The organism is Nocardioides dokdonensis FR1436 (genome assembly GCF_001653335.1).
Lineage (GTDB): Bacteria > Actinomycetota > Actinomycetes > Propionibacteriales > Nocardioidaceae > Nocardioides > Nocardioides dokdonensis.
In genome coordinates this window covers 2,085,177-2,109,709 of sequence record NZ_CP015079.1, presented here as the reverse complement: position 1 = coordinate 2,109,709, position 24,533 = coordinate 2,085,177, and the positions used below count along the sequence as shown (strand labels likewise).

Here is a 24,533-nt window from a genome sequence, read left to right as displayed (position 1 = left end):
GTGTTGTCACTCGTGACGACCCACCCTCTGGAGGCGCACCGCATGTTCTTCACCCGCAAGCAGACCGACCTCATCTCCCCCGACGAGACCCTGCCCGGTCGCAGCGAGAGCCCCTGGCACCTCGCCGAGCGGCACGTGGTGCTGGACGCCCCGGTGGTCACCGACGAGGCCCCCGCCGGCCACCAGGTGGCGGTCTTCGGGCTGGGCTGCTTCTGGGGCGCCGAGGAGCTCTACTGGAAGATGCCGGGTGTCTGGTCGACCTCGGTCGGGTACGCCGGCGGCGACACCCCGCACCCCTCCTACGACGAGGTCTGCTCGGGACGCACCAACCACACCGAGGCCGTGCGCGTGGTCTACGACCCCGCCGTCGTCTCCTACGCCGACCTGGTCAAGGCGTTCTTCGAGGTGCACGACCCCACCCAGGGCATGCGCCAGGGCAACGACGTCGGCACCCAGTACCGCTCCGCGATCTACTGGACCACGCCCGAGCAGGAGGCCACCGCACTCGAGCTGACCCGGGTGTACGGCGACGAGCTGGCCCGCCGCGGCCTCGGCGCGATCACCACCGAGGTCCGCGAGGCGCCGACGTACTACTACGCCGAGGACGTGCACCAGCAGTACCTGGCCAAGAACCCGAACGGCTACCGCTGCCACTCGAACACCGGCGTCCCGTTCCCCGCGGACGCCTGAGCCTGCGCGTCCCCGTCCGCGGGACGTCATACGGGCGGGACGTCCGTCGCTGCGGGGCGCATGACGTCCCAGGGGCCTGGCGGCGCCGTACCTGGTCGTGGTGACGCGATCCGACAGCGTGGCAGGGACCCCCTGTGACGACGGAGCCCCCCATGAGCGAGCAGCGCACCCACCACGTGCCCACCGACGGCGTCAGGATCGGCGCCACCGTGCACGGTGACGGGCCACCGCTGGTGCTCGTGCAGGGGATCATGGGCGACGGCGAGCTCGACTGGCAGGCGCTGCTGCCGCACCTGACCGGGCAGTTCACCTGCCACCTGACGAACCTGCGCGGCCGCGGCCTCAGCGGCGACCACCCCGACCTCGGCTTCGGCCGACAGGTGGCGGACCTCCTCGGCTACGTCGACAGCCTCGACGGACCCGTCGCGCTGGTGGGCTGGTCCGGTGGGGCCGGCCTCGCGCTCACCGCGGCGGCCGAGTCCGAGGCGGTGACAGCGGTGGCGGCCCTCGAGCCCGTGGTCCCGAGCCTGATGGACGAGGCGGAGCAGGGTGTCGTCGGCGCCACGATCGCGCACGTGGCCCAGCTGCTCGCCGACGACCGTCGGACCGAGGCGGCCCGCGCCTTCGCCGGCTGGCCCTTCACCGACGACGACATCGCCGGGGCCGAGGCCGCCGGGTACTTCGAGGCCAGCGGACGCTACGTCCCCAGCCTGCTCGGCACCCTGCAGCAGTGGTTGGCCTACGAGGGCCCGACCGTGGACGACCCGGCCGTGCTGGGCGACATCCGGGTCCCGGTCCTGGTGCTGATCGGCTCCGCCTCCAAGCCCCTCTCCACCACCAGCGCGCACCACGTGGTGGACCGCGTCCCCGACGCGCGGCTCCAGGTGGTTCCCGGCGCCGGGCACGCCGCACCCCTCACCCACCCCGGGGTCATCGCTGCGGCGCTCGCCGACTTCTTCTTGCCGCGCTAGCTGCCAGCGCGGGCGGCGTGCTCGCCGGCCTCCAGCATGTGGGTGAAGGTGGCCGTCAACAGCTTGTCGGTCACGGGCCCGAGCAGCCCGCCGAGCGGCCCGCCCCGGGGCCGGTACCGGTAGTCGAAGGTGGCCACCGTCCCGTCGCCGTCGGGCTCGAGCGTGAGGCTCGACCGGGCGTGCCGGATCGGCACCGTCAGGCTGGGCTGGTTCTCGGTGTCGATCCTGCGGCCCTCCTCCCAGACGGTCACGATCTCGTCCATGCTGCCCAGCGGCCTCAGCCCGACGCGGCGGCGCGCACCCACGCCGTCGCTCTGGTCGCCGATGGCGCTCGAGGAGCGCAGTCCGCTCCAGTGGGTCGCGAGGTGCGGGAAGTCGGCGTACACCGCCCAGACCGCGCTGGGCGGGGCAGCCATGCGGCGTCGTACTGCGAGATGACGCTCCGACATCAGGATCACTCCCGGACGAGGTTCGCGGCAGGGCAGGTGCTCTCCGTGTTCCAGCGTGCGCCTCCTGGTGCACACGCGCAATCGATGGGGGCCACGAACCGGGACGCGCTCACCTGCCGCTGCCTTGCCCGGTCAGGGAGGATGTGTCCATGAGCGACATGCCGCGCAGGGCGTTCGGACGCACGGCTCGCCTGGCCGCGCTCCCGCTCGGGTACGCCGGCCGCAACGCGATCGGCCTCGGCAAGCGCCTGGGCGGTCGCCCGGCGGAGGCCGTGATGAGCGAGATCCAGATGCGCACCGCCGAGCAGCTCTTCCGCACCCTGGGCGAGCTCAAGGGCGGGGCGATGAAGTTCGGCCAGGCCCTGTCGGTGCTCGAGGCCGCGCTGCCCGAGGAGCTCGCCGCGCCCTACCGCGCCCAGCTGACCCGGTTGCAGGACTCCGCCCCCCCGATGCCGACCCAGACCGTGCGCGAGACGCTGGCCCGCGACCTGGGTGAGGACTGGCAGGACCAGCTGGTCTGGCTCGACGGCGGCCCCACCGCCGCCGCGTCGATCGGGCAGGTGCACAAGGGACGCTGGCACGACGGCCGCGAGGTCGCGGTCAAGGTGCAGTACCCCCGCGCCGGCGAGGCGCTGCGCTCCGACCTGCGCCAGCTCGCCCGCCTCGCGCGCAGCATCGGTCCGCTCGTGCCGGGGCTCGACGTGAAGCCGCTGGTGGCCGAGATGCAGGCGCGGATGGAGGAGGAGCTCGACTACGACCTCGAGGCCTCCGCCCAGCGCGCCTTCGCGGCGGCGTACGCCGACGACCCCGACATCGAGGTGCCCGACGTCGTGGCCCACGGCCCGGCCACGCTCGTCACGGAGTGGATGGAGTCCACCTCCTCGCTGGCGAAGGTGATCACCGAGGGCACCCAGGAGGAGCGCGACCGCTTCGGAGACCTCTTCACCCGCTTCCTGACCGGCGCCCCGGGGCGCACCGGGATGCTGCACGCCGACCCGCACCCCGGGAACTTCCGGGTCCTGCCCGGTGTCGACGGCGGGCCGCCCCGGATGGGCGTGCTCGACTACGGCGCCGTGGCGCGACTGCCCGACGGCCTGCCCCTGGCCATGGGCACCCTGATCCGGATCGCCTCCATCGAGGACGACGCCACCCTGCTCGAGGGGCTGCGCGAGGAGGGCTTCGTCAAGCCCGGGGTCAGCATCGGCTCCCGCGAGCTGCTCGACTACCTCGCGCCGTTCGTGGAACCGGCCCGCACCGAGCGGTTCCAGTTCACCCGGGCCTGGATGCAGGAGCAGTTCCAGCGGATCAACAACCCCCGCGACCCGTCGTTCTCGGTGGCCCTGAAGATCAACCTGCCGCCGTCCTACCTGTTGATCCACCGCACCTGGCTCGGCGCGGTCGGCATCCTCTCCCAGCTCGAGGCCGAGGTGGCGTTCGGCGAGATCCTGCGCGAGTCGCTGCCGGGGTTCGCCGACCCGGCCTAGCCTCGGTCGAGCCGCTCCAGCAGCGCGGTCAGGGCCGCCTCCGCCTGCTCGCCGTCGAAGATGTTCTGCGCGTGGTCGGCGCCGGGCAGCAGCAGGACCTCGTTGTCGTCGCCGGGGGCCGTCTCGGCGAGCTCGACGGAGACGTCGGCGACCGGCTCCTCCTCGCTCGCGATGAACAGCTTGGGCTGGTCGCCCAGGCCGTCGACGACGCTGTTGACCGAGAGCGTCACCAGCTGGTCGACCAGGTCGGGCTCGTCGCTGAGCAGCCGCAGCGCCGCGTCGGCGCCCGCGCTGCCGCCGACGAGCGCGACGCTCTCCGCACCCTCGTCGCGCAGGAGGTCCACGGCGGCCGTCATCGCCTCGGGCGTCAGGTCCTCGACCGCGATGACGCTCGCGCCCTGGTCTGCGATCGCGACCGCCTGGTCCTGCCAGCTGGCGGCGTCGAACGCCGCGCCGTGCGCCAGCACGACGCCGTACGAGCCGTCACCCCAGCGCAGCGCGTCGCCGTCGTCGACCAGGGAGATGCGTTCCCCCGATCCCTCCGCTGCGGTCCCGTCCGCCTCGCCGGGCTCGTCCGCGCCGCAGGCCGCCAGGACCAGCAGCGCCGCCACGACCACGGCGACGAGTGTCGTCCTCGAGAGGCGGCTGGCGGGGCGCTGCGTGGTGGATCGCATCTCCCCACCGTAGGTCGCCCGCGGTCAGAGACCGGTGGCACCGTCGATGGACTCACGGATCAGGTCGGCGTGCCCGGCGTGCCGGGCGTACTCCTCGACGAGGTGCAGGAGGATCCAGCGCAGGCTGGCCGCTGAGCCGTGCCTGGGCGTGACCGCCAGCGTGTCGAGCCCGCCGTCGGCGAGCGCCCGGTCGATGGCCGCGTCGGCGACGACCAGCGCGGCGTCGTACTGGGCGAGGAGCTCCTCGGGGCCCTGGTCGGCGGCCCGGTGCCAGTCGCGGTCGGGGTCGGCGCGCCAGTCGATTCCGGCCCACGGCTCGGCGGGCTCGGTGCCGTGCAGCACGTGCGAGCACCAGTAGTCCTCGACGAAGGCCAGGTGCGAGAGCATCCCGCCCAGCGTCATCGTGCTCGGCGGCAGGGCCTGCCGGAGCTGGGCGGCGCTGAGTCCCTCGGCCTGGCGGCGCAGGGTGGCGCGGTAGTAGGCCAGGAACGAGCGGACAGCGCTCACCTCGTCGGCGACGAACGGGATCTCGGGCAGCGGGGTCTCAGGCACCCGTCCACGCTAGTCGGGAGGTTCAGCCCGTCGTAGCCGGAAGGACCGAACGACCCGCTGCCGGTCGACTCCCCGCCTGAGCAGGGACGCTGAAGACGCGTTCGGTCCTTCTGGCTACGGGCTCGTGCGTCAGGCCGGGACGTCGTGGTCCGGCGGGTCGCCGGCGACGCAGTAGCGCAGGCCACCAGGGTCGGCCAGCACCGTCCAGTGGTCGTGGCTGGCCAGCACCCGGGCGCCGAGGGCGACGTGCCGCTCGAGCTCGGCGCCGACGTCGTCGGTGGTGAGGTCGAGGTGCACGCTGACCTCGGTGGCGTCGTCGTCGAGCCGCTGGAGGAGCACCTGGAGGGGCTGGCTCGAGGGCACCTCGAGCTGGTGGAACTCGGGGTACGCCGTGCGCCGCAGCCGCCAGCCGGTCAGGTCGCGCCAGAACGCCAGCTCGGCGGCGAGCAGCCGACCCGGCGCGTCGATGGAGACCTGGTCGACTCGGGAGCGGTGCCCGGCCGGCCAGGACGTCGGGCGGCTGCGGGTGGTCGCCCGTTGCCCGACGAAGCAGAAGCTCAGCCCGCCCGGCGAGACGAGCACCACGAACCCGTCCTCGCGCTCCTCGGGCCGCACCACCTCCGCGCCCAGCTCCACGGCGTACGCCGCCGCAGCGGCCTGGTCGGGCACGTGCAGGTCGAGGTGCACCCGCGAGCCGCCCGCGTCGCGGCGCTGGATGCGGAGGTGGTCGTCGCCGTCGGTCGGGACGAGGGTGGTGAACTCGTGCTGCGCACCGCGCACCGCGGACAGGGTGGTGCCGGTGACCTGGGCCCAGAAGGCCGAGCCCCGCTCCAGCTCCTCGGCGGCCAGGTCCAGGAAGGCACTGACCCACGTGGGACTGGAGACGGGCAGGTCCACGCTCATGCGCCCGGGCTCGTCCCCGCCGGTCGGTGCAGCACGGCGCCGGTGGGTCGCACGTGCATCGTCTGCTCCACCACGAGGGCGGTGCCGTCGACGATGAGCGAGAAGTCGTCGGGCGCGCGCGGCGGCCACAGCAGGGTGACGGCGTCGTTGGCGCCGGCGTTGGCCAGCGAGCCACGCCCCGGGGCGTCGAGCAGCAGGAGGCCGCCGGAGAAGCGGGGTCGCACCGAGACCACCTTGACCCGCGCCGGGGTGGTCGTGGGGTCGGTGCTCAGCAGGAAGGCGGCGTCGAAACGCCTCAGCGTCGCGGCGAGGTCGTCGATCGCGACAGGGATGCTCATGCCAGCCACCCTAGGCGTCGACCCAGCGCTGCCCCGTCGTGCTCGCCTCGGCCGTGCCGCCGGTGACCTCGGCGACCAGGGCGCGGGTCGCGGCCTCGGCGGCCGGGTCGACCCCGAGCACCAGCTGCACCGCCGCGCCCCACGTGGTGCCGAGGACGTCGACGCCGCGCGCCCGCAGCTCGCCCTCGACCCGGCCGGCGTCGGCGTGGTCGACCTCCAGCGCGAGCTCGAGGCGCAGCCGGCGCTCGCGGGTGCCGGCTGCGTCCAGCGCCGCGCGCACCGCGTCGCCGTACGCCCGCACGAGGCCCCCGGCGCCGAGCAGGGTGCCGCCGAACCAGCGGGTCACGACCGCGACCGTGTCGCTGAGCCCCGCTCCGCGCAGCACCTCGAGCATCGGGGCGCCGGCGGTGCCGGCGGGCTCCCCGTCGTCGGAGGAGCGCTGGACCGGCGTCGGCGGCGGGCCGACGATGATTGCCGAGCAGTGGTGGCGGGCGTCCCAGTGCTCCTTGCGCAGCCGCTCGACGACCGCGCGGGCGGCGTCCTCGCTGTCGACGCGCACCAGGGTGGCCAGGAACCGGGACCGCTTGACCTCGATCTCGGCCGCGGCGTCGCGACGCAGCACGAGGTACGACGTCGCCCCGCTCACCGGGCCCACCCCCTCACCAGACACCCAGCACGTCGCCGCCGATCTTGACCACGAAGGCGACCACCACGGCGATGAAGAAGACCCGCACGAAGCGCGAACCCTTCGCGACCGCGGTGCGCGCACCGACGTAGCCGCCGACGAGGTTGCACAGGCCCATCAGCAGGCCCACCTCCCACAGCACCGCGCCCTGCGGGACGAAGACGACGAGGGCGGCGAGGTTGGTGGCCCAGTTGGCCATCTTGGACTTCGCGGACGCCTCGAGGAAGCCGTAGCCGAGCAGCCCGACGAGGGCGAAGACGAAGAAGGAGCCGGTGCCGGGACCGAGCGCGCCGTCGTAGAAGCCGATGGCGAATCCGGTGCCCATGGTGGCCCCGGTGTGGCGCCGACCTGCGAAGCGCAGGGCGGTGACCTGGCCCAGGCTGGGCTTGAAGAGCACGTAGGCGCCCACCAGCAGCAGGGCGACCAGGACGATCGGCTCGAAGGCCCCGCGCGGGATCTGGCTGGCCACCACCGCCCCGGCCGCCGACCCCACGAAGGCCAGCGCCATCAGCGGCAAGAAGGTACGCGGATCGGGACGGACCCGGCGGTAGTAGGTGACCGAGCTGACGCTGGTGCCGCAGATCGAGCCGAGCTTGTTGGTGGCCAGGATCTGCACCGGGCTGGCCCCGGGAAGGCCGATCAGCAGTGCGGGCAGCTGGATCAGGCCGCCACCCCCGACGACGGCGTCCACGAAGCCCGCCGCCAGCGCCGCGAACCCGAGCAGCAGGAGCACGGTCAGGGTCAGGTCCTCCACCCCCCGACCCTAGGTGTTCCGCACGGGCCGGGCCGCGGGCCACCCCCTACCGTGTGCCCATGCGCATCGTCTCCCTGCTGCCCTCAACCACCGAGATCCTCTTCGGGCTCGGTGTCGGCGACCAGGTCGTCGGGGTGACCTTCGAGTGCGACCACCCCGCCGAGGCCCGCTCGCGGCAGGTCGTGTCGTCGACGACGATGCCCGAGGGCCTCTCCCCCGCCGAGATCGACACCTACGTCGCTCGCGCGGCCGCCGCGGGCGAGGACCTCTACCGCCTCGACGCGGGCGCCCTCGCCGACCTCGACCCCGACCTGGTGCTGACCCAGGACCTGTGCGCCGTCTGCGCGATCGACGTCGGCAGCGTCGACGAGGCGCTGGCGCACCTGGGCTGCCGGGCGGAGGTGCTGTCCTTCGACCCGCACACGATCGCCGAGATCCGCGAGAGCGTGCTGCGCATCGGCGCCGCCGTGGGCCGACCCGACGAGGCGGCCCGCCTGGCGGCTCCGCTGGAGCCGCTGACGGTGACCACCGGTCCGGCCCCGGGGGGCACCCGCGCGCGGGTGGTGGTGCTGGAGTGGACCGACCCGCCGTACGCGCCGGGGCACTGGATCCCCGAGATGGTCGAGGCGGCCGGGGGCGAGTGCCTGCTGGGCACGGCCGGGGCGAAGTCGGTGCGGGTCACCTGGGACGACGTCCGGGCCGCGCGGCCCGACCTGGTGGTCGTGGCGCCGTGCGGCTACGACCGGGCCGCGGCCCAGGAGCAGGCCGACCGGCTGGTGGCCTCCGGCGTGCTGCCGCCCGGCGTGGCGGTGCACGCGGTCGACGCCAACGCGCACTGGGCCCGACCGGGGCCGCGGGTCGCCGACGGGGTCGCCGACCTGCGCGGCGCCCTCGAGCGGCTCGCCCTCGCCTGACCCCTGGTCCCCGACTCCTCGCCGCTGGCGGCCGACGGCTACTGCAGGCCGCGGATGGCGCGCATCGGCGGCAGCCGGCCGGCGATGACGTCGACCATGTCGACGGTCTGGCGGGTCTCGACGACCTCGTGCACGCGGTAGATGCGGGCCCCGGCGAGCGCGCAGACCGCGGTGGCGGCCAGGGTGCCGGTGAGACGCTCCCCGACGGGCAGGTCGAGGGACTCGCCGACGAAGTCCTTGTTGCTCAGCGAGACCAGCACCGGGCGGCCGGTGGCCACCATCTCGCCCAGGCGCCGGGTCAGCTCGAGGGAGTGGAAGGTGTTCTTGCCGAAGTCGTGGGCGGGGTCGATGACCACGCTGCGCGGGTCGACGCCGGCAGCGACGGCCCGGTCGGCGTAGGCCATCGTGTCGGCGATGGCGGCGGCGACCACGTCGTCGTACTCGACCCGGTAGGGCCGGGTGCGCGGGGTGGCACCGCCGGTGTGGGTGCAGATCATCGCAGCGCCGTGGGCGGCGGCGACGTCGACGAGCTCGGGGTCGGCCCCGCCCCAGGCATCGTTGAGGATGTCGGCGCCGGCCCGGCACACCGCGTCGCCGACCTCGGCGCGCCAGGTGTCCACGGAGATGACCAGGCCTGGGTGGGTCGCACGGACGCGGGCCACGAAGTCCACGACCCGGCTCTTCTCCTCGGCCGCCCCGATCTCGACGCCCGGCGCTGCCTTGATGCCACCGATGTCGACGATCTCGGCTCCCTGCGCGACGACGGTCGCGACCCGCTCGAACGCCTTGTCCTCGGCCCAGGTGGCGCCCTTGTCGTAGAACGAGTCCGGGGTGCGGTTGACGATGGCCATCATCAGCGTCTGGTGGTCGTCGAACTCGTGGCGGCCGAGCAGGAGGGTCACACCAGGTGTCTAGCACGCGGCTCCTGAGCCGTCGGCGCGGTCTCAGCGGTAGCGCGCGACGACCTCGGGCGGCTGGTCGTCCCACCCGTGCGCCTCGATGAGGCCCCAGCAGTCCGGGCGCGAGCCGTCGGTGTCGGTGAGGTCGTAGGTCTCGGCCAGCTGCCGGGCCGTGAGCACCTGCCCGGCGAACCGGGCGTGCGCCGGGTCGGCGGCCAGGGCGGCCACGCCGCGGGCGACGTACGTCGGTGACTCGGAGACGGCGAAGCCCGGGACCTGCTCGCAGGCCTCGGTCCAGGTCGCCTCGGTGACGCCGAAGTTCTCGAGCATCCGCTCGGAGCGCAGCCAGCCCGGGGTGACGCCGACCGGGGTCACGCCCTGCTCGGCCAGCTCGACGGCCAGGTTGGTGACGAACCGGTCGACGCCGGCCTTGACGAAGTCGTAGTAGAAGCCGACGCCCGCCCGCACCCGGGCGTTGACCTCCCGGGTGCCGTCGGTCATCTCGACCAGCAGGCCGGGGCCGGTCTCGAGCATCAACGGCAGCGCGAGCACGCTCGTGACGATGTGGGTCTCGATGCCCATCCGCAGCATCCGGAGCCCGCCCTCGAGGTCGTGGGCCCACAGCGGCCGGTCCCACTGGGCGTAGCGGTCGCCACCGAAGATGTCGTTCACCAGGATGTCGAGCCGTCCGTGCTCGACCCGGATCCGCTCCACGAGGGCGCGGACCTCGTCGGGCTCCTGGTGGTCGACGCGCAGCGCCACGCCCCGGCCGCCCGCGGCCTCGACCAGCCCGAGCGTCTCCTCGATGGTCTCGGGCCGGTCCATGTCCGAGGGACCGTGCGCACGGCTGCTGCGCCCGGTGACGTGGACGAAGGCGCCCGCGCGGCCCAGCTCGACCGCCAGCGCCCGTCCGGCACCCCGGGTGGCGCCGGCGACCAGCGCGACCCGGCCCGCCAGCTCACTCATGGCGCTGCAGCTCCCACGCCCCGGCCACGGCCTCCTCCAGCGCCCCGCGGGTGTCCGGGTCGTCGCTGTCGAGCGCGGCGACGACCAGCATGTGCGAGGCGAACCGGCGCGGCACCGAGAAGACGTCCGGGTGCTGGAGCACCAGCTGGTCACGCAGGTCGAACGGCACCCGGACCACGACCTGCGTGGCATCGACCTCGCGAGCGATCAGCCGGCCGCCCAGCTCCCAGCGTGCACGCCCCTCGCGGGTCGTGCGCGTGACACCGTCGAACGACGTCGCCAGCTCGTGGAGCTCCCCGAGATCCATCTCAGCAGTCTGCCAGCGTCGCCGCCCTCGTGGAACCCGCTCATCGACGCAACCGGACCGTGCGGGCCTCGCCCCCGAGCAGGAGACGGGCCTTCCTCAGCTTCGTCGAGCGCAGCGCCTTGCGGCCCACCTTCGAGGCCTTCAGGACGACCCTGCCGGCACTGTCCGCGCTCACGGCGTAGCGGCTGGTGGCCAGGGTCGCGCCCCGGCGGACCTGGGTGCCGCCCACCACCTGGGTGCGCAGGGCGACGAGCCTCGCCGTGCCCTGGCAGCCGTCGGCACCGGAGGAGCAGACCACCTGGGCGGCGACCCTGCTGCCCGAGACCAGGACGGTCGGACTGGCCAGCGACGCCCCGGGGGCGCCCGGCTCCACGGTGAAGGTGGCCTCGGCGGTGTTGTTCGAGGTGCTCGTCTCCGCGGTGGTGGTGCGCACGCTCGCCCGGTTGGTGACCTGGGCGGGCGTGTCACCGCCACGGGTGCGCGTCGACAGGCAGAGCAGCCACAGGTCTGCCTCGAGCGGTGTCGTCGTCGGGTTGTGGAGCCTGAACACCCGCACGACCGGTCGCGGGTCGTTGCCCAGACCCACCAGACCGGGGTCGAGGTCCCAGCCGGCCACGACGCCCTTGGCGTCGCCGCTGCAGGACAGGGTCACCTCGCGCACCGCACCCGGTGGGACGGTGACCGTCTCCGCGACCTCGCCCAGCGCGAGCGGGTGGGTGTGACCGCCGGCCGCCCCGACCTGCTCGCCCAGGCAGCGGATCGAGACGTCGGCCGCCGTCGCGGCGCCCGGCGCGAAGCCGAATCGCCACCCGGTGGTCCCCACCGGGTACGACGTCACGGTCGCCGCGCGGGCGTCGAGCGACCAGCCCGGCTGCACCGGGCGCGAGCCCGGGTCGCACTGCAGGGTGGTGGATCCCGCGCCCGAGGAGAGGTCGACGGCGCCGGTGAGCACCGGGCCGACCTCCAGCGGGTGCCGGTGCCCCGCCTCGCTCACGGTCGGGGTCTGCACGCAGACCGCGAAGACCTTGGCCTGGGCGCGGCCGGTGGCCTCGTTGAGCGCCTGGACCTCCCACGTGCCGAGGCCGGTGGCCGCGCTGCGCAGCACGCCCACGGACGCCACGGTCCCGGTCCCCTGGTCCACGTGGTCGATGCGGCCGGAGCCGTCGGTGGCCAGGTAGCCGGTCGGGCAGGTCACCGCGAGGGTGCGCTGCTGACCCGGCTCCAGGTCGAGGTGGGCCTCCACCTTCTGCACGTCGAGCTGGTGCTGGTGGTCGCCCCCGCCGGCGGGCAGCGCCTTCACGGTCGCCGTGATGCTCACGGCCCGCTTCGCACCGGCGGCCACCGACTCCCAGGCGCAGGTGACGGTGCCGGCGCTCTGGGTGCAGGGCGAGGTGGCGGACCCGAACGTGACTCCGGAGGGCAGCACGTCGGTGAGGACCACGTCGGCGGCGTCGCCGGGTCCGCTGTTGCGGACCGTGAGGGTGTAGGTGACGTCCTGCCCGGCCCGGGGTGCGGCGCGGTCGACCTCCTTGGTCAGCACCAGGTCGGTGTCCTGCGCGACGACCGGGACGATCGGTGTGGTCGTCGAGTCGTCGTCGGTGACCGTCGTCGCCCCGGCGGTGCCGGTCGCGGTCGCGGTGTTGTCGATGCGCCCGGTGTCGACGTCGGCCTGGGTGATCGGGTAGGTCAGGACGGTGCAGGTCCTCGACGCGCCGGCGGCCAACGGGCCGGTGGGGCAGGTGACGTTCGGGGCCGCGCCGCCGAACAGCGGGTCGTGGACGGTGACCGGGTCGAGCGCGACCGGACCGGTGTTGGTGACCTCCAGCGTGAAGGTCACCGTGTCACCGGCGTCGGGTCCGTTGCCGTCCGGGTCGTCGATCGAGGAGGCGGTCTTGTCGAGCCGGATCGCCGGCCGGGCGACGACGGGGGTGGTGACCGTGTCGTCGTCGGTGACCTTCGGGCCGCTCGGCGGCGTGCCGGTGGCGACCGCCGTGTTCACGACCTTGCCGCGGTCCACGTCGGCCTGCGTGAGCACGTACGTCGCGTCGGTGCAGGTGCGCGTCGCGCCGGGTGCCAGCGCACCGCCGGGGCAGGTGACGCTGGGGGCCGGCCCGCCCAGCTGCGGGTCGTGCACGGTGACCGGGTCGAGCGTCACGGTGCCGGTGTTGGTCACCTCGAACGAGTAGGTGATCGTGTCGCCGGCGTCCGGACCGTTGCCGTCGGCGTCCACGACGGGTCCGCCACTCTTGACCAGGGTGAGCCCGGGCGTGCCGACCACCGACGTGCGGGTGTCGTCGTCGTCGGCGACCTTCGTGCCACCGGGCGCGGTGCCGGTGGCGGTGGCTCGGTTGGCCACGCTGCCGCGGTCCACGTCGGCCTGGGTCAGGACGTAGGAGCGGTCGGCGCAGCGCACGCTGCGGCCCGGCAGCAGGGCCCCGGCCGGGCAGGTGACGGCGCCGAGCGTCGGGTCGGCGACGGTGACCGGGTCCAGCGTCACGCCACCGGTGTTGGTGACCTCGAAGGAGTAGGTGATCGTGTCGCCGGCGTCGGGGCCGTTGGCGTCGAGGTCGACGACGGGCCCTGCGGTCTTGTCGAGCATCACGCGCGGCTCGGCGTCGAGCGGGGTGCTCGTGGAGCTGCGGTCCTGGACCGTGGCGCCCTTCGGCGAGGTGCCGGCGACGGTGGCGGTGTTGTCGACCGTGCCGGCGTTCACGTCCGCCTGCCTCACGACGTACGACGTCGTGGTGCAGGTGGTCGCGGCGGCGGGCGGCAACGCCGTCGCGGCGCAGGTGACGAGCCCGCCGAGCAGCGGGTCGGTGAGCGTGATCGCGGACAACGTGGTGTTGCCGGTGTTCCGGACGCTGAACTCGTAGGTGATCGTGTCGCCCGCGTTGGCCCCGACGGGGGCGAGGTCCACGAGCGTGGCCCGCTTGGTCAGGTGGATCGCCGGGGCGGCGCCGACCGGGGTGCTCGTGCTGGCGCTGTGGGTGACGGTGCGGCCGTTGGCCGCGCGGCCGGTGACGGTGGCGGTGTTCTCGACCGTGCCCGCGTCCACGTCGGCCTGGGTCAGCGTGTAGGTGCGCGAGGAGCAGGTGCGCGACGCCGCGGGCGCCAGGGCGCCGCCGGGGCAGACCACGTTGGGCGTGGCGCCGCTGAGCAGCGGGTCGTGCACGGTGACCGGGTCCAGGGCGGCGCTGCCGGTGTTGGTGACCTTCAAGGCGAAGGTGATCGTGTCCCCGGCGTCCGGTCCGTTCCCGTCGAGGTCGGCGATCGACGAGGCGGTCTTGTCGAGCCGCACGGCCGGCTTGATCGGCAGGTTGGTGAAGGTGCAGGTGAGGGCGGCGCCGGCGGCGCCGGGCATGGTGAACGTGCCGGTGCTGCCGGTGCCCGCCGCGACCTGGGTGCCCGCGGCGTCGGTGCACCGCCAGGTGGTCGTGTAGTCGCCCAGCGCGGTGGAGCCGACCCCGCTCTGCGTGATCGTGTGGGTCTGGCCGGGCACGAGCACGGCCGGGCCGGCGACCTCGGCGGTCTCGGCCTGCAGGCCGCTGTCGGTGCCGGCGGTGGTGCCGGTGACCGGGCCGCCCAGGCCGCCGCCGCTCAGCTCGACCCGGAACTGGTCGGTGCCGGCGTAGCGGCCCTGGGGCAGGTCCACCCGCGCCTGGCCGGTGCTGGGCAGGGCACAGGAGGCGAGGTCGACGAAGTCCTTGCTGACCTGCGCCGCGCTGCCGACCATGGCGCCGGAGGCGGGGTTGACCCGGGCGACGTACCCGAGGCTGGTGCCGATCACCAGGTTGCCGGAGGAGTCGAAGGCCATGGAGTGGTACTGCCCGGCGTCGCCCGGCGTGGCCGTGAGGGTGGTGAGCGAGAGGGCCGTCGCCCCGGAGGTGGCGGGGACGCCCTGGTCGACGCGGGCCAGGGTGCCGGCGCCGGTGCCACCGCTGTTGCTGACGACCCACAGGGTCCCGGTGCTGTCGAAGGCGAAGTCGCCGTTGCCACCGAGACCGCTGCCGGAGATCGTGGCGACCTGACCGATCGCCTTCTCGGTGGTCGTGTCGAAGGCGTAGACGGTCCAGCTGCCGCCGCTGGCGGCGTAGTAGTAGATGCCGGTGACGGGGTTGATCGCCCCGGCCACGACGCTCGTAGCGTTGCTGTTCTTCGTCAGGGCGAACCGCTTGGTGGTGCCGGTCCGGGTGTAGCGCAGCACCTCGTTGTCGTCGCGGTCGAAGGCCCAGATGTGGTCGCCGCCGCCCTTGGGCAGGGCCAGGGCGTTGGCCCGGCTGTCCTTGTCGTCGAGGCTGAAGGCGCCGTTGCTGCTCGAGGCCCCGGTGGTGCTGGTGATCTTGCGGATCGCCCACGGCTTGTCCCCGTCGACGCTGTAGACCGCGTTGTCGACGCAGCTGAAGGCCGGCACCGTCGTCGACGTCGCCGCCGCAGGGCCGGCGGGCAGCAGCGCGAGGCCCGCGGCGCCGAGCACCAGGCTCACAGCCGTGCCGAGCACCGGGCTGACCAGCGTCGGGGTCCAGCGCCGCGCCCGTGGGTGTCGGTGTGTGCGAGGTGTCGTCGGCATCGCTCAGCCCTCCAGCTGCCGGCGCCCGCTCGGGGCACCGCGTGATCGGTGCGCCACGACCCTCCCGGCGGGCGCGGGTCGATCCTCGCGCGGCCCGGGACCGGCGCCGGGCGAATGCCAGCGGCGAGGACGGGCGTGGCGCAGCTGTGGCGGAGCCGTTGCCCGACCGAGGCCGCGGTGAGGCAATCGTGGGTGGCGACGGTTACCTCGTGCCGGACGTGGTCTGGTCCGGCTGTCGGCGCCGACTGCTAGAAGTGGTCCCGTGCCTCTGCTGCCGCCGACCGGGACCGATGCCCCGGAGCCCTACCCCGACGAGTGCGTGATCTGCTACCTGCGGCGGATGGTGGCCGACGAGGGGTGCGACCACTCCCTGCGCTGGGCGGTGCGCTTCCGCGAGCTTCGCTCGCCCGGCGCCCACTCGCTCGTACGCCGCCTGCTCGCGCTGGGCGGCTGCGACTGCGGCGTGCTGGCTGACGGGCTGCGCCCGGTGCGCGAGGTGCTGGTGCGCGACGTGCACACCGACGAGCTCGAGGAGCCCGAGCACTGGCCCGGCTGTGCCGGGGTCGGCCCGACCAGCAGCCGGCCGTGCCGGCACTGGGAGCGGAGCCCGCGCTCCACTCACGGCTCGCGGACCGCCGGCTGACTCAGTCGCCGACCCAGAAGCCGCGCCCACCGAACCAGTCCCCGAGCGAACCGCCGCTCTCCCGTCCGCCGCGACCGGTCCGGTCCCCCAGGTAGGAGCCGACGACCGCGGCGCCGAGGTCGTCGAGCTCGGGGGCCACCACGCGCCCGTCCACGCGGCGCGCCATCTGCTCGACGAACCGCGCCAGGCCCGGGTCCTCGCCGAGGCGGAAGAAGGTGGTCTGGGCGCCCAGGCGCATCGACGCCTCCAGCTCGCGCACGGCGTAGGCGACGGTGAGCGGGTGCGGGGGGTAGGAGAAGTAGATCTCGCCGCCGGGCTCCAGGTGCGAGGTCGGTTCGCCGTCGGTGACGATCAGCAGCACCGGCTGCGCGTTCGGGTGCTTGCGGAAGTGCCGGTTGGCCAGCAGCAGCGCGTGGTGGAGGTTCGTGCCCTTCTCCCACCGGGCATCGAGGGCGGTGAGCTCCTCGATCTCGCGCACCTCGGCGTGCCGGCCGAACCCGATGAGCTGCAGCGCGTCGCCGCGGAAGCGGCTGCGGATCAGGGTGTGCAGCGCCAGCGCGGTGCGCTTCATCGGCACCCAGCGCCCGTCCATCGCCATCGAGAACGACGTGTCGACGAGCAGCGCGACCGCGGCCTGGGTGCGGGCCTCGGTCTCCTGGACCTCGACGTCGTCGATGCTCAGGCGCACCCCGCCGGCCATCGACCCGCCCTCGCCGACGGTGCGGGTCAGGGCGTTGGTGACGGTGCGGGTGACGTCCCACGGCTCGGTGTCGCCGAAGGCCCAGGACCGGGTCGCCCCGGAGCGCTCGCCGGCCGCGCCGGCGCGGTCCATGTCGCGCTGGCCCTGGCGCCCCGAGAGCCGCTGCGCCACGTCGCGCAGCAGCGAGCGTCCCAGCTGGCGCATCGCCTTGGGGCTCAGCCGCAGGCGCCCGTCGGAGCTGCGCTGCAGGGTGCCCGAGTCGCGCAGCGCCCGCTCGAGCTCCTGCAGGGTGCGCGCGCTGACCGCGGCGTCGTCCCCGAGCTGGCGGGAGAGCGCGTCGAGATCGAGGTCGTCCATCCGGGCCCCGCCGTAGGACTGGGAGAGCTGCTCGGAGAGCGCGTCGAGCTCGGCGAGGTCCTGGAAGACGCCGGTGCCGTCGCCCAGCCCCACGCCCTCCGACCCGCCCATCTGCTCGGACCCGGACCAGTCCTCGCCGGGGCGCAGGCTCTGCAGGTTGGCGTCGAGGCGCGCCAGGGAGTCCATCAGCTCCGGTGAGCCGAAGGCCTGGGCGGAGAGCTCCATCAGCTGCTGGCGCTGCTCGGCGCTCATCGAGTTCAGCATCCGCTGCGCGGCGGCCGCCCGGGCCGCCATGGCGTCGAGCAGCTCCTCCAGGTCCTGCGGCTGCTCGGGGAAGTGCTGGCCGTGCTGGGCCATGAACTCCTCGAAGTCCTCCTGGGTGTCCTCGCCGCGCTCGTGCTTCTCGAGCAGCTCGTTGAGGTCGGAGAGCATCGCGTCGATTGCCGCCCGGTCCTCGTCGGTGGCGTTCTCCAGCGCCTCCTTCATGCCCTGGAAGCGCTGGTCGAGCAGCTCGCGCCCGAGCAGGTCCTTGATCTGGTCGTAGGCCTCGCGCGCCGCGCGGCTGCGCCAGTCGTACGACGCCAGCTCGCTGACCGCGGCGGCGGCGTTCGGCGGCAGGCTGTCGATCTGCATCTCGCGCAGCGCCCGGTCGCCGTCGTCCATCTCGACGTCGCGGGCCAGCTGCTTGCGCTCCTCGAGCACCGCGGTGTCCAGCAGCTCGCGGACCTCCTGCAGGGTGCCGTCGAGGTCGTGGCGCTCGAGCAGCTCGCGCCGCTTCTTCGCCACCCGGCGGGCGAGCTCGTCGAGACCGTCGTGGTCGCGCCCCCCGCGTCGCAGCATCTCGCGCACCGCCCGCTCGGGGCTGTAGCCGGCCATCACGTCCTCGCCGATCTCGTCGAGGGCCTCGGTGAGGTCGACCGGAGGCGCGAGCGGGTCCGGGCCGCCGTGGTAGCGGCCGTAGCGCGAGGCCCGTCGCTGGGACCAGATGTCAGCCATACACCGTCTCTCCGCGCGAGCTGTCCTTGCTGACCTTGCGCGCCAGGAAGAGTCCCTCGAGGGCGAGCTCGATCGCGCCGGCACGCTCGCCGTCGGTGGTGGCCTCGAGCCGGTCGCAGATGTCGTCGTAGAGCTCGGACTCGCCGAGGACGGGCAGCCCGCTCAGGAGGTCACGCGCGGTGACCTGCTCGCCGGTCGTGATCATCTGGCCGGCCTCGAGGGCGTCGACGAGCAGCGACATGTCGAGACCGCGGAAGTGCTCGCGCACGGTCTCGGCGACGGCGGTGCGCAGCAGGTGCGTCAGGATCTCGGCCTCGCGCCCCTCCTCGCCGCTCTCGAACTCGATCTTGCCGCCGAGCACGTCGACCGCGGTCTCGAGGTCGACGACCCGCGCGACGGCGGCGTCCTCGCCCTGCGAGGTGGCGCGGTGGATCGCGGCGGCGGCGATCGTCTCCGCGCCGGCGATGGCGAAGCGCGCCGAGACCCCCGAGCGCTGGTCGACCGCGGTCGAGCCGCGCAGGTGCCGGGTGAAGCGCGCCAGGATCTCCACCAGGTGGTCGGGCACGTGCACCAGGTCCGCCGGGAGTGCGGCCTCCTGGCGGATCACCGCGACCTCGTCGTGGAGCTCGGTCGGGTAGTGGGTGCGGATCTCGGCGCCGAAGCGGTCCTTGAGCGGGGTGATGATCCGGCCGCGGTTGGTGTAGTCCTCGGGGTTGGCGCTGGCGACCACGAGCACGTCGAGCGGCAGCCGCAGCACGTAGCCACGGATCTGGATGTCGCGCTCCTCCATCACGTTGAGCATCGACACCTGGATGCGCTCGGCGAGGTCGGGCAGCTCGTTGATCGCCACGATCCCGCGGTGGCTGCGCGGGATCAGGCCGAAGTGGATCGTCTCGGGGTCGCCCAGCGAGCGCCCCTCGGCGACCTTCATCGGGTCCACGTCACCGATCAGGTCGGCCACCGAGGTGTCGGGGGTGGCCAGCTTCTCGGAGTACCGCTCCTCGCGCCGGCGCCACTCGACCGGCAGGTCGTCGCCGAGCTCGAGCGCGCGGCGCTGGGAGCCCACGGTGATCGGGTCGTAGGGGTGCTCGCCGAGCTCGGAGCCGGCGATGACCGGCGTCCACTCGTCGAGGAGCCCGACCATGGTGCGCAGCAGCCGGGTCTTGCCCTGGCCGCGCTCACCGAGCAGGACGACGTCGTGACCCGCGATCAGCGCCCGCTCGAGCTGGGGGACCACGGTGTCCTCGAAGCCGTGCAGGCCCGGCCAGGGGTCCCGCCCCTCGCGCAGCGCGGCGAGCAGGTTGTCACGCAGCTCGACGCGCAGCGTCCGGTGCTCGTGCCCGGAGGCCCGCAGCTCACCGAGCGTGGCGGGGCCCGGTCGCGGGGTGGACGTGGTCGCGGTCGCGGCGGTGGTCACAGCGCCACGCTACTGCGCGTGCCCACGGCCCGCTCCCCGGTCGGGACCTCGCCCGGCCGGATCACGCGTGGGAGGGCACCACGAGCACCGCACCGTGCACGTGCTCGAGCACGGAGGTCACCACCGAGGGGAACAGCACCTCGCCGACCGCCGACTGGCGGTGGTAGCCCAGCACGACCAGGTCGCGGCCCTGGGACTCGGCCACCAGCACCTGGTCGGCGAGCCCGCGCACCAGGCGGACCTCCACCTCCACGTCGGGGTGCTTGTCCGAGAGCCCGGCCAGGGTCTCGGAGACGAGGCTGCGCACGTCGGCGACGTCGTTCTCGTCCTCGACCTCCATCACGCCCGCGTAGGCGACCCGGGCGTCCCAGAAGCAGTGCAGGACGGTGAGCTTCTCCCCCGTCGCCGCCGCCTGGTCGTACGCCGCCGCCACGGCGCCCATCGAGCGCTCGGTGCCGTCGATGCCCACCAGGATGCCGCCGCCGCCGGTGCCGCCGGGACGTACGACCACCACGGGGCAGGGCGCGTGCCGGGCCACGGCCGCGCTGACCGATCCCAGCAGCAGGGAGCGCACCGGGCCGTGGCCACGCGAGCCCAGCACCAGCACGGAGGCCTCCTTCGCGATCCGCATCAGCTCGCCGCGCACGTCGCCACGGCCGACCACGGCCTCGACCTCGAGGTCGGGGTGGAGCTCCAGCGCCCTGTCCCGGGCGGCGAGCGCGAAGTCCCGACCCTGCTGGGCCAGCTCGGCGTACAGGATGGCGTGGTCGATGCCGCTGATGTCGAGCCACATGCTCGGCACCGGTTCCCAGACGTGCACCACGGCGAGGGTCCGGTGGTGCAGCGCCGCCTGGCGGGCCCCCCACGCGAGCGCCCGCTCGCCGTGCTCGCTGCCGTCCACGGCGACCACGACGGCGCCGTGGGACGACACCTCGGTGGCCAGGGCCGGTCCGGTGGCGGTGCTGGTCGGGGTGGCGTCGTCTGAGGTCGTCATGGGCCCACCCTCCCCGCTGGCGCCGCCGGGTCGAAGGGACCCAGGTCGGGACCCGGTGGGACCAAGGTCCCGATCCACGTCCTGCGGTCCCGGTCGTGAGCCCTAGGCTGCGGGGGTGCTCGAGGCGACGGTGGTGACCAGCGTGGTCCTCGCCGTCGTCCTGGTCGCCGCGCTGGTGGTCGGGCTGGTCGTCGCGCTGCACCTGCTCGCCCAGGCCCGCCGGGAGCTCGACGTGGCCCGGCGGATGCTGCAGCAGCTCGAGGCCGACCTCGACGCCGCCCTGCGGCCCGCCGCCGCCCCTTCCCCGGCCGAGCGCGCGCTGCGGGCCGTCGTCGGCACCGCCGGCAGGGTGCGCCGGCAGGGCGTCGTCGGCATGGTCGGATCGTCGCTGGAGGACCTCCAGACCTGGGCGCTGGAGAAGCGGCCCGACGTCCTGCAGATGGCCTCCTCCGACGGCACGGTCACCCTGATGTTCTCCGACATCGAGGGCTCGACGAGCCTCAACCACCGGCTCGGCGATCGCGCCTGGGTCAAGGTGCTCGAGGCCCACGACCAGGTGGTGCGGGCCCGGGTCGCGCGGCACCACGGCCAGGTGGTCAAGAGCGCCGGCGACGGGTTCATGGTCGCCTTCCGCGACCCCTACTCGGCCGTGCGGGCCGCCCGCGGCATCCAGCGCACGCTCGCGCGGACCCTCGACCCGCGGTTGCGCCTGGCGGCGGTCAAGGTGCGCATCGGCGTGCACAGCGGGCGGGTGATCACCCGTGACGGCGACTACTTCGGGCGCAACGTGGTCATCGCCGCCCGCGTCGCCGACCTCGCCGACGGCGGCGAGGTGCTCGTCACCGACGCGGTGCGGCTCGAGGTCGAGGGCACCGACGAGCGTCGGATGCGCTTCGAGGAGGCCGGCGAGGTCGAGCTGAAGGGCCTCCCGGGTGAGCACGCCCTGTGGCGGCTGGTGGTGGAGACGTGAGCCTGTTCGGCACCCGGCCCACCCCGGGGCCCTGCCCGTGCGGCACCGGAGCGGCGTACGACGCCTGCTGCGGGCCGCTGCACCGCGGCGCCCGCCGCGCCGACAGCGCGGTGGAGCTGATGCGCAGCCGCTACTCGGCCTTCGTCGTCGGCCACGTCGACCACCTGTTCCGCACCTGGCACCCGCGCACCCGGCCCGCCGATCTCATCGAGAACGGGATCGACCCCGCGCGGACCTGGACCGGGCTCGAGGTGCTCGACCACGGCGAGGACTGGGTGGAGTTCGCCGCCCACTACGTCGACGGCGGCCGGCCCGGCACGATGCGCGAGCGCAGCCGCTTCGAGAAGCGCGCGGGGCACTGGGTCTACGTCGACGGCACCTTCGGCGGCTGAGCCCCGACCCGCGACCCGACCAGCGGCCCCCCAGGTCGGGACCAAGGACCCTGCGGCGCTCCCCGCGGCGGCGGCACGATGGGTGGCGCCACCACCCCACCTACCTGCGAGGTCGCCGTGCCCGAGTCCGTCGAGCTGTCCGAGAGCGAGTGCGAGGCGCTGCTGCGCGCCGGGCTCGTGGGCCGGGTGGCGATCTCGACCCCGGACGGGCCGCACATCGTGCCGGTCAACTACGCCGTCGTCGAGAGCCGCATCATCCTGCGCACCACGCCCTACTCGGTGCTGGGCAGCAACGCGCGCGGGGCGGTGCTGGCCTTCGAGGTCGACGGCTTCGACCACGAGCGCCAGCGCGGGTGGAGCGTGGTGGCCCGCGGTCGCAGCGAGGTCATCAGCGACGCCGCCGACCTCGAGGTGGTGCGCAAGGTCTGGGAGCCCCGGCCCTGGGCGGCGGGCACCCGCTCGCTGTACGTCGCGATCGGGTGGACCCAGATCTCCGGGCGCCGGCTGGGCGACACGTGGGACCCGATGTCCGCCATGCCCGCGCGCCGGAACCTGTGAGCCCACACCCGGTGAGCGGGCACCTGTGAGGATGGGGCCATGCCCCACCGCCAGGTCTCGCGCCACCCCGAGCTCGCCGGCTCGGCCCAGGCCCTGCTCGACGCCGTCGTCGCGATCTCCTCCGACCTCGACCTGCCCAGCGTGCTGACCCGGATCGTCGAGTCGGCCCGCGAGCTGACCGGGGCCCGGTACGGCGCCCTGGGGGTGGTGGGTCCCGACGGGGACCTCAGCGAGTTCATCACCTCCGGCATGGACTCGCACGTGCGCGAGCAGATCGGGGACCTGCCGCGCGGGCGCGGCATCCTCGGGCTGCTCATCGACCACCCCGAGCCGCTGCGGCTGCCCGACCTGTCCCAGCACCCCGGGTCGTTCGGGTTCCCACCCCACCACCCGCCCATGGGGTCGTTCCTCGGGGTGCCGGTGCGCATCCGCGGCATCGTCTTCGGCAACCTCTACCTCACCGAGAAGGAGAGCGCCGCCGAGTTCACCGAGGCCGACACGAGCCTGGTCGAGGCGCTCGCGTCGGCGGCCGGCTTCGTGATCGACAACGCCCGCGCCTACGGACTCAGCGAGCGGCGTCGGCAGCTGCTGCAGGCCACCGCCGAGCTCAGCGACGCCTTGCAGCCGCCCGTGGCGCGCCAGCAGGCGCTGGAGCACATCGCGCGGTCGGCGTGCACCCTGGCGCACGCCCGGGCGGCGGCCGTCGTCGCCCTGGCCAGACCGGTCGACGAGGCCGTGCAGGCGGCGGTGCTGGCCGGGGACCGCTCCGACGAGGACGAGGTGCGGGCGGCCGTGACCGCGGCCCTGGGCCTGCTCACCTCCGGCACCGAGCCGACGGAGGGCGAGGTGGCGGCGTACCACGCCCTGGTGGTGCCGCTGCGCGCCCACCTGGTCGAGCGGACCGCGCTGGTGCTGCTCCTCGAGGGCGGGCACGGCTCGCTGGACGTCGAGGAGCGCGAGCTGATGATCTCCTACGCCGACCAGGCCGCGCTGGCGCTCGACCGGGCCCAGGCGCTCGAGGAGCGGGCCGAGCTCGCGGTGATCTCCGACCGCGAGCGGATCGCCCGCGACCTGCACGACGTCGTCATCCAGCGCCTCTTCGCCACCGGCCTGCAGCTGCAGGGCGCGCAGATGATGGCCGGCCCCGAGCTGGCCGGGCGCCTCGACAAGGCCGTGGCCGACCTCGACCTGACGATCCGTGACATCCGCGGCTCCATCTTCGAGCTCCAGCACCGCACCCGAGGCTCGCTGCGCTCGGAGGTGCGCACCCTGGTGCGCGAGTACGTCCCCGCGCTCGGCTTCACCCCCGCCGTGCGCACCGCCGGGCCGCTGGACACCGGGGTGCCGACCACGGTGGCCGAGCACCTGGTGCCGGTCCTGCGCGAGGCGCTGTCGAACCTGTCGCGCCACGCGCTGGCCGACCACGCCGAGGTCGACCTCAGCCTCGGCGACGTCGAGCTGGTGCTGCGCGTCGACGACGACGGCGTCGGGCTGCCCGCCCAGGTCGACGAGAGCGGTCTGCGCAACGCCCGGCGCCGCGCCGCGGCCCTGGGCGGGTCCTGCCACATCAGCCGCCGTGAGCCCCGCGGCACGTCGTTCGTGTGGCGGGTGCCCGTCGGCTGACGCCCACCGGGACCTATGGCACCTCGAGCGGTGACCCAGTCCCCTGGGCCGTGGCGCCGGCGACCCCGAGGATCAACGCGGAGGAGCCCCGACCTGAGGGCGCCCCGACGTCCGGAGGCCCCTTGTGAGCACCACCACGCAGTCCCAGTCCGCACCCCGCTCCGACCCGTCCGGGGAGGGCGCAGCGACGGGGGGCACCGCGGCACCGCACGGCGGCACGCTGGGGGACCGGGCGCTCGCGCTGCTGCGCATCGGCTTCGGCCTCACGTTCCTGTGGGCGTTCCTCGACAAGCTGCTGGCCCTGGGCTTCGCCACCGGGAAGAACCCCGAGGGAGTCGTCGACCGCTTCGGTGACGCGGCCTGGGTGAACGGCGGCAGCCCCACCGAGGGGTTCCTCGCCTTCGGTGCGAAGGGACCCTTCGCCGACCTCTACGGCTCGGTCGCCGGCGCCGCCTGGGCCGACGTCCTGTTCATGGTCGGCCTGCTGGGCATCGGCCTGGCGCTCACCCTCGGGATCGGGATGCGGATCGCGGCCGCCAGCGGCGCGCTGCTCTACGTGCTGATGTGGACCGTCGCCCTGCCCCCGGCCAACAACCCCGTGCTCGACGAGCACCTGCTGGGCGGCCTGACCCTCGTGGTCCTGGCGCTCTTCCACGCCGGCGACACCTGGGGCCTGGGCCGCACCTGGCGCCGTACGCCGCTGGTGCAGAAGATGCCCGCCCTGCGCTGA

The 24,533-nt window shown here is 74.1% G+C and carries 24 protein-coding genes; 10 read left to right on the top strand and 14 right to left on the bottom strand.

Annotation, left to right across the window (positions count from 1 at the left end):
• Positions 1-12 precede the first annotated feature (12 nt).
• Positions 13-690: a peptide-methionine (S)-S-oxide reductase MsrA gene (msrA, locus tag I601_RS09965; protein ID WP_335582187.1), complete on the top strand. Its 678-nt coding sequence runs from the start codon at positions 13-15 to the stop codon at positions 688-690.
• A gap of 152 nt (positions 691-842) precedes the next feature.
• The gene (locus tag I601_RS09960) at positions 843-1,661 is read left to right on the top strand and encodes an alpha/beta fold hydrolase (protein ID WP_084527418.1); all 819 of its coding nucleotides are present in this window, start codon (positions 843-845) and stop codon (positions 1,659-1,661) included.
• Here I601_RS09960 and I601_RS09955 read toward each other — a convergent pair.
• On the bottom strand, positions 1,658-2,110 hold the full coding sequence (locus I601_RS09955) for an SRPBCC family protein (protein ID WP_068114700.1): 453 nt from the start codon (positions 2,108-2,110) through the stop codon (positions 1,658-1,660). The two genes, I601_RS09960 and I601_RS09955, sit on opposite strands and share 4 nt — an antisense overlap.
• Before the next feature lie 149 nt (positions 2,111-2,259).
• Here I601_RS09955 and I601_RS09950 point away from each other — a divergent pair, with 149 nt between their 5' ends.
• Entirely contained in the window at positions 2,260-3,594 is a 1,335-nt protein-coding gene (locus tag I601_RS09950; protein ID WP_068108911.1) for an ABC1 kinase family protein, read from the top strand.
• Here I601_RS09950 and I601_RS21465 read toward each other — a convergent pair.
• The 6 genes from I601_RS21465 to I601_RS09920 form a co-directional block, all read right to left on the bottom strand.
• Complete coding sequence (locus tag I601_RS21465; protein ID WP_179948562.1) at positions 3,591-4,268, bottom strand: alpha/beta fold hydrolase; 678 nt, start codon at positions 4,266-4,268, stop codon at positions 3,591-3,593. The two genes, I601_RS09950 and I601_RS21465, sit on opposite strands and share 4 nt — an antisense overlap.
• A 24-nt stretch (positions 4,269-4,292) precedes the next feature.
• Positions 4,293-4,820: a DinB family protein gene (locus tag I601_RS09940; protein ID WP_068108908.1), complete on the bottom strand. Its 528-nt coding sequence runs from the start codon at positions 4,818-4,820 to the stop codon at positions 4,293-4,295.
• A gap of 129 nt (positions 4,821-4,949) precedes the next feature.
• Complete coding sequence (locus tag I601_RS09935) at positions 4,950-5,723, bottom strand: VOC family protein (protein ID WP_068108906.1); 774 nt, start codon at positions 5,721-5,723, stop codon at positions 4,950-4,952.
• The gene (locus tag I601_RS09930; RefSeq protein ID WP_068114696.1) at positions 5,720-6,061 is read right to left on the bottom strand and encodes a hypothetical protein; all 342 of its coding nucleotides are present in this window, start codon (positions 6,059-6,061) and stop codon (positions 5,720-5,722) included. Before I601_RS09930 ends, I601_RS09935 begins: the two co-directional genes overlap by 4 nt.
• A 10-nt stretch (positions 6,062-6,071) precedes the next feature.
• The gene (locus I601_RS09925; RefSeq protein WP_068114694.1) at positions 6,072-6,707 is read right to left on the bottom strand and encodes a YigZ family protein; all 636 of its coding nucleotides are present in this window, start codon (positions 6,705-6,707) and stop codon (positions 6,072-6,074) included.
• 13 nt (positions 6,708-6,720) lie between these two features.
• Positions 6,721-7,500, bottom strand: a complete 780-nt coding sequence (locus I601_RS09920) for a sulfite exporter TauE/SafE family protein (RefSeq protein ID WP_068108903.1) — start codon at positions 7,498-7,500, stop codon at positions 6,721-6,723.
• Between the two features lie 59 nt (positions 7,501-7,559).
• Here I601_RS09920 and I601_RS09915 point away from each other — a divergent pair, with 59 nt between their 5' ends.
• Positions 7,560-8,414: an ABC transporter substrate-binding protein gene (locus I601_RS09915; RefSeq protein WP_068108901.1), complete on the top strand. Its 855-nt coding sequence runs from the start codon at positions 7,560-7,562 to the stop codon at positions 8,412-8,414.
• A 38-nt stretch (positions 8,415-8,452) separates the two neighbouring features.
• On the opposite strand, the gene folP is transcribed toward I601_RS09915, so the two are convergent.
• Genes folP through I601_RS09895 form a run of 4 tightly spaced genes read right to left on the bottom strand, consistent with a single transcriptional unit; the run spans position 8,453 to position 15,084 of the window.
• A complete protein-coding gene (folP, locus tag I601_RS09910; RefSeq protein WP_218917784.1) occupies positions 8,453-9,316 on the bottom strand; it encodes a dihydropteroate synthase in 864 nt (287 codons plus the stop codon).
• Between the two features lie 42 nt (positions 9,317-9,358).
• Positions 9,359-10,279 carry an SDR family oxidoreductase gene (locus I601_RS09905; RefSeq protein WP_068108898.1) on the bottom strand — a complete coding sequence of 307 codons (921 nt, stop codon included), beginning with the start codon at positions 10,277-10,279 and terminating at the stop codon, positions 9,359-9,361.
• The gene (locus I601_RS09900; RefSeq protein ID WP_068108894.1) at positions 10,272-10,586 is read right to left on the bottom strand and encodes an MmcQ/YjbR family DNA-binding protein; all 315 of its coding nucleotides are present in this window, start codon (positions 10,584-10,586) and stop codon (positions 10,272-10,274) included. Before I601_RS09900 ends, I601_RS09905 begins: the two co-directional genes overlap by 8 nt.
• 40 nt (positions 10,587-10,626) lie before the next feature.
• Complete coding sequence (locus I601_RS09895; RefSeq protein WP_068108891.1) at positions 10,627-15,084, bottom strand: DUF11 domain-containing protein; 4,458 nt, start codon at positions 15,082-15,084, stop codon at positions 10,627-10,629.
• A 331-nt stretch (positions 15,085-15,415) separates the two neighbouring features.
• Here I601_RS09895 and I601_RS09890 point away from each other — a divergent pair, with 331 nt between their 5' ends.
• Positions 15,416-15,796, top strand: coding sequence for a DUF2695 domain-containing protein (locus tag I601_RS09890; protein WP_068108888.1), 381 nt, complete (start codon positions 15,416-15,418; stop codon positions 15,794-15,796).
• Position 15,797: 1 nt separating this feature from the next.
• Here I601_RS09890 and I601_RS09885 read toward each other — a convergent pair whose 3' ends face one another.
• The 3 genes from I601_RS09885 to I601_RS09875 form a co-directional block, all read right to left on the bottom strand.
• Positions 15,798-17,849, bottom strand: a complete 2,052-nt coding sequence (locus I601_RS09885) for a vWA domain-containing protein (protein ID WP_068108885.1) — start codon at positions 17,847-17,849, stop codon at positions 15,798-15,800.
• Positions 17,842-19,266 carry a magnesium chelatase ATPase subunit I gene (locus I601_RS21460; RefSeq protein ID WP_068108882.1) on the bottom strand — a complete coding sequence of 475 codons (1,425 nt, stop codon included), beginning with the start codon at positions 19,264-19,266 and terminating at the stop codon, positions 17,842-17,844. The genes I601_RS09885 and I601_RS21460 overlap by 8 nt, the downstream gene beginning before the upstream one ends.
• A 61-nt stretch (positions 19,267-19,327) precedes the next feature.
• Positions 19,328-20,260: a universal stress protein gene (locus I601_RS09875; protein WP_068108877.1), complete on the bottom strand. Its 933-nt coding sequence runs from the start codon at positions 20,258-20,260 to the stop codon at positions 19,328-19,330.
• Positions 20,261-20,375: 115 nt separating this feature from the next.
• Between I601_RS09875 and I601_RS09870 the strand changes: the two genes are divergently transcribed.
• The 5 genes from I601_RS09870 to I601_RS09850 all read left to right on the top strand — a co-directional run bounded on the left by I601_RS09870 (position 20,376) and on the right by I601_RS09850 (position 24,533).
• Positions 20,376-21,230, top strand: a complete 855-nt coding sequence (locus I601_RS09870) for an adenylate/guanylate cyclase domain-containing protein (protein ID WP_084527414.1) — start codon at positions 20,376-20,378, stop codon at positions 21,228-21,230.
• Positions 21,227-21,622 carry a YchJ family protein gene (locus I601_RS09865; protein WP_237089602.1) on the top strand — a complete coding sequence of 132 codons (396 nt, stop codon included), beginning with the start codon at positions 21,227-21,229 and terminating at the stop codon, positions 21,620-21,622. Before I601_RS09870 ends, I601_RS09865 begins: the two co-directional genes overlap by 4 nt.
• Before the next feature lie 117 nt (positions 21,623-21,739).
• Complete coding sequence (locus I601_RS09860) at positions 21,740-22,180, top strand: pyridoxamine 5'-phosphate oxidase family protein (protein ID WP_169834687.1); 441 nt, start codon at positions 21,740-21,742, stop codon at positions 22,178-22,180.
• Between the two features lie 39 nt (positions 22,181-22,219).
• Entirely contained in the window at positions 22,220-23,803 is a 1,584-nt protein-coding gene (locus I601_RS09855) for a GAF domain-containing sensor histidine kinase (protein WP_068108871.1), read from the top strand.
• A gap of 124 nt (positions 23,804-23,927) precedes the next feature.
• The gene (locus I601_RS09850) at positions 23,928-24,533 is read left to right on the top strand and encodes a hypothetical protein (protein WP_068108867.1); all 606 of its coding nucleotides are present in this window, start codon (positions 23,928-23,930) and stop codon (positions 24,531-24,533) included.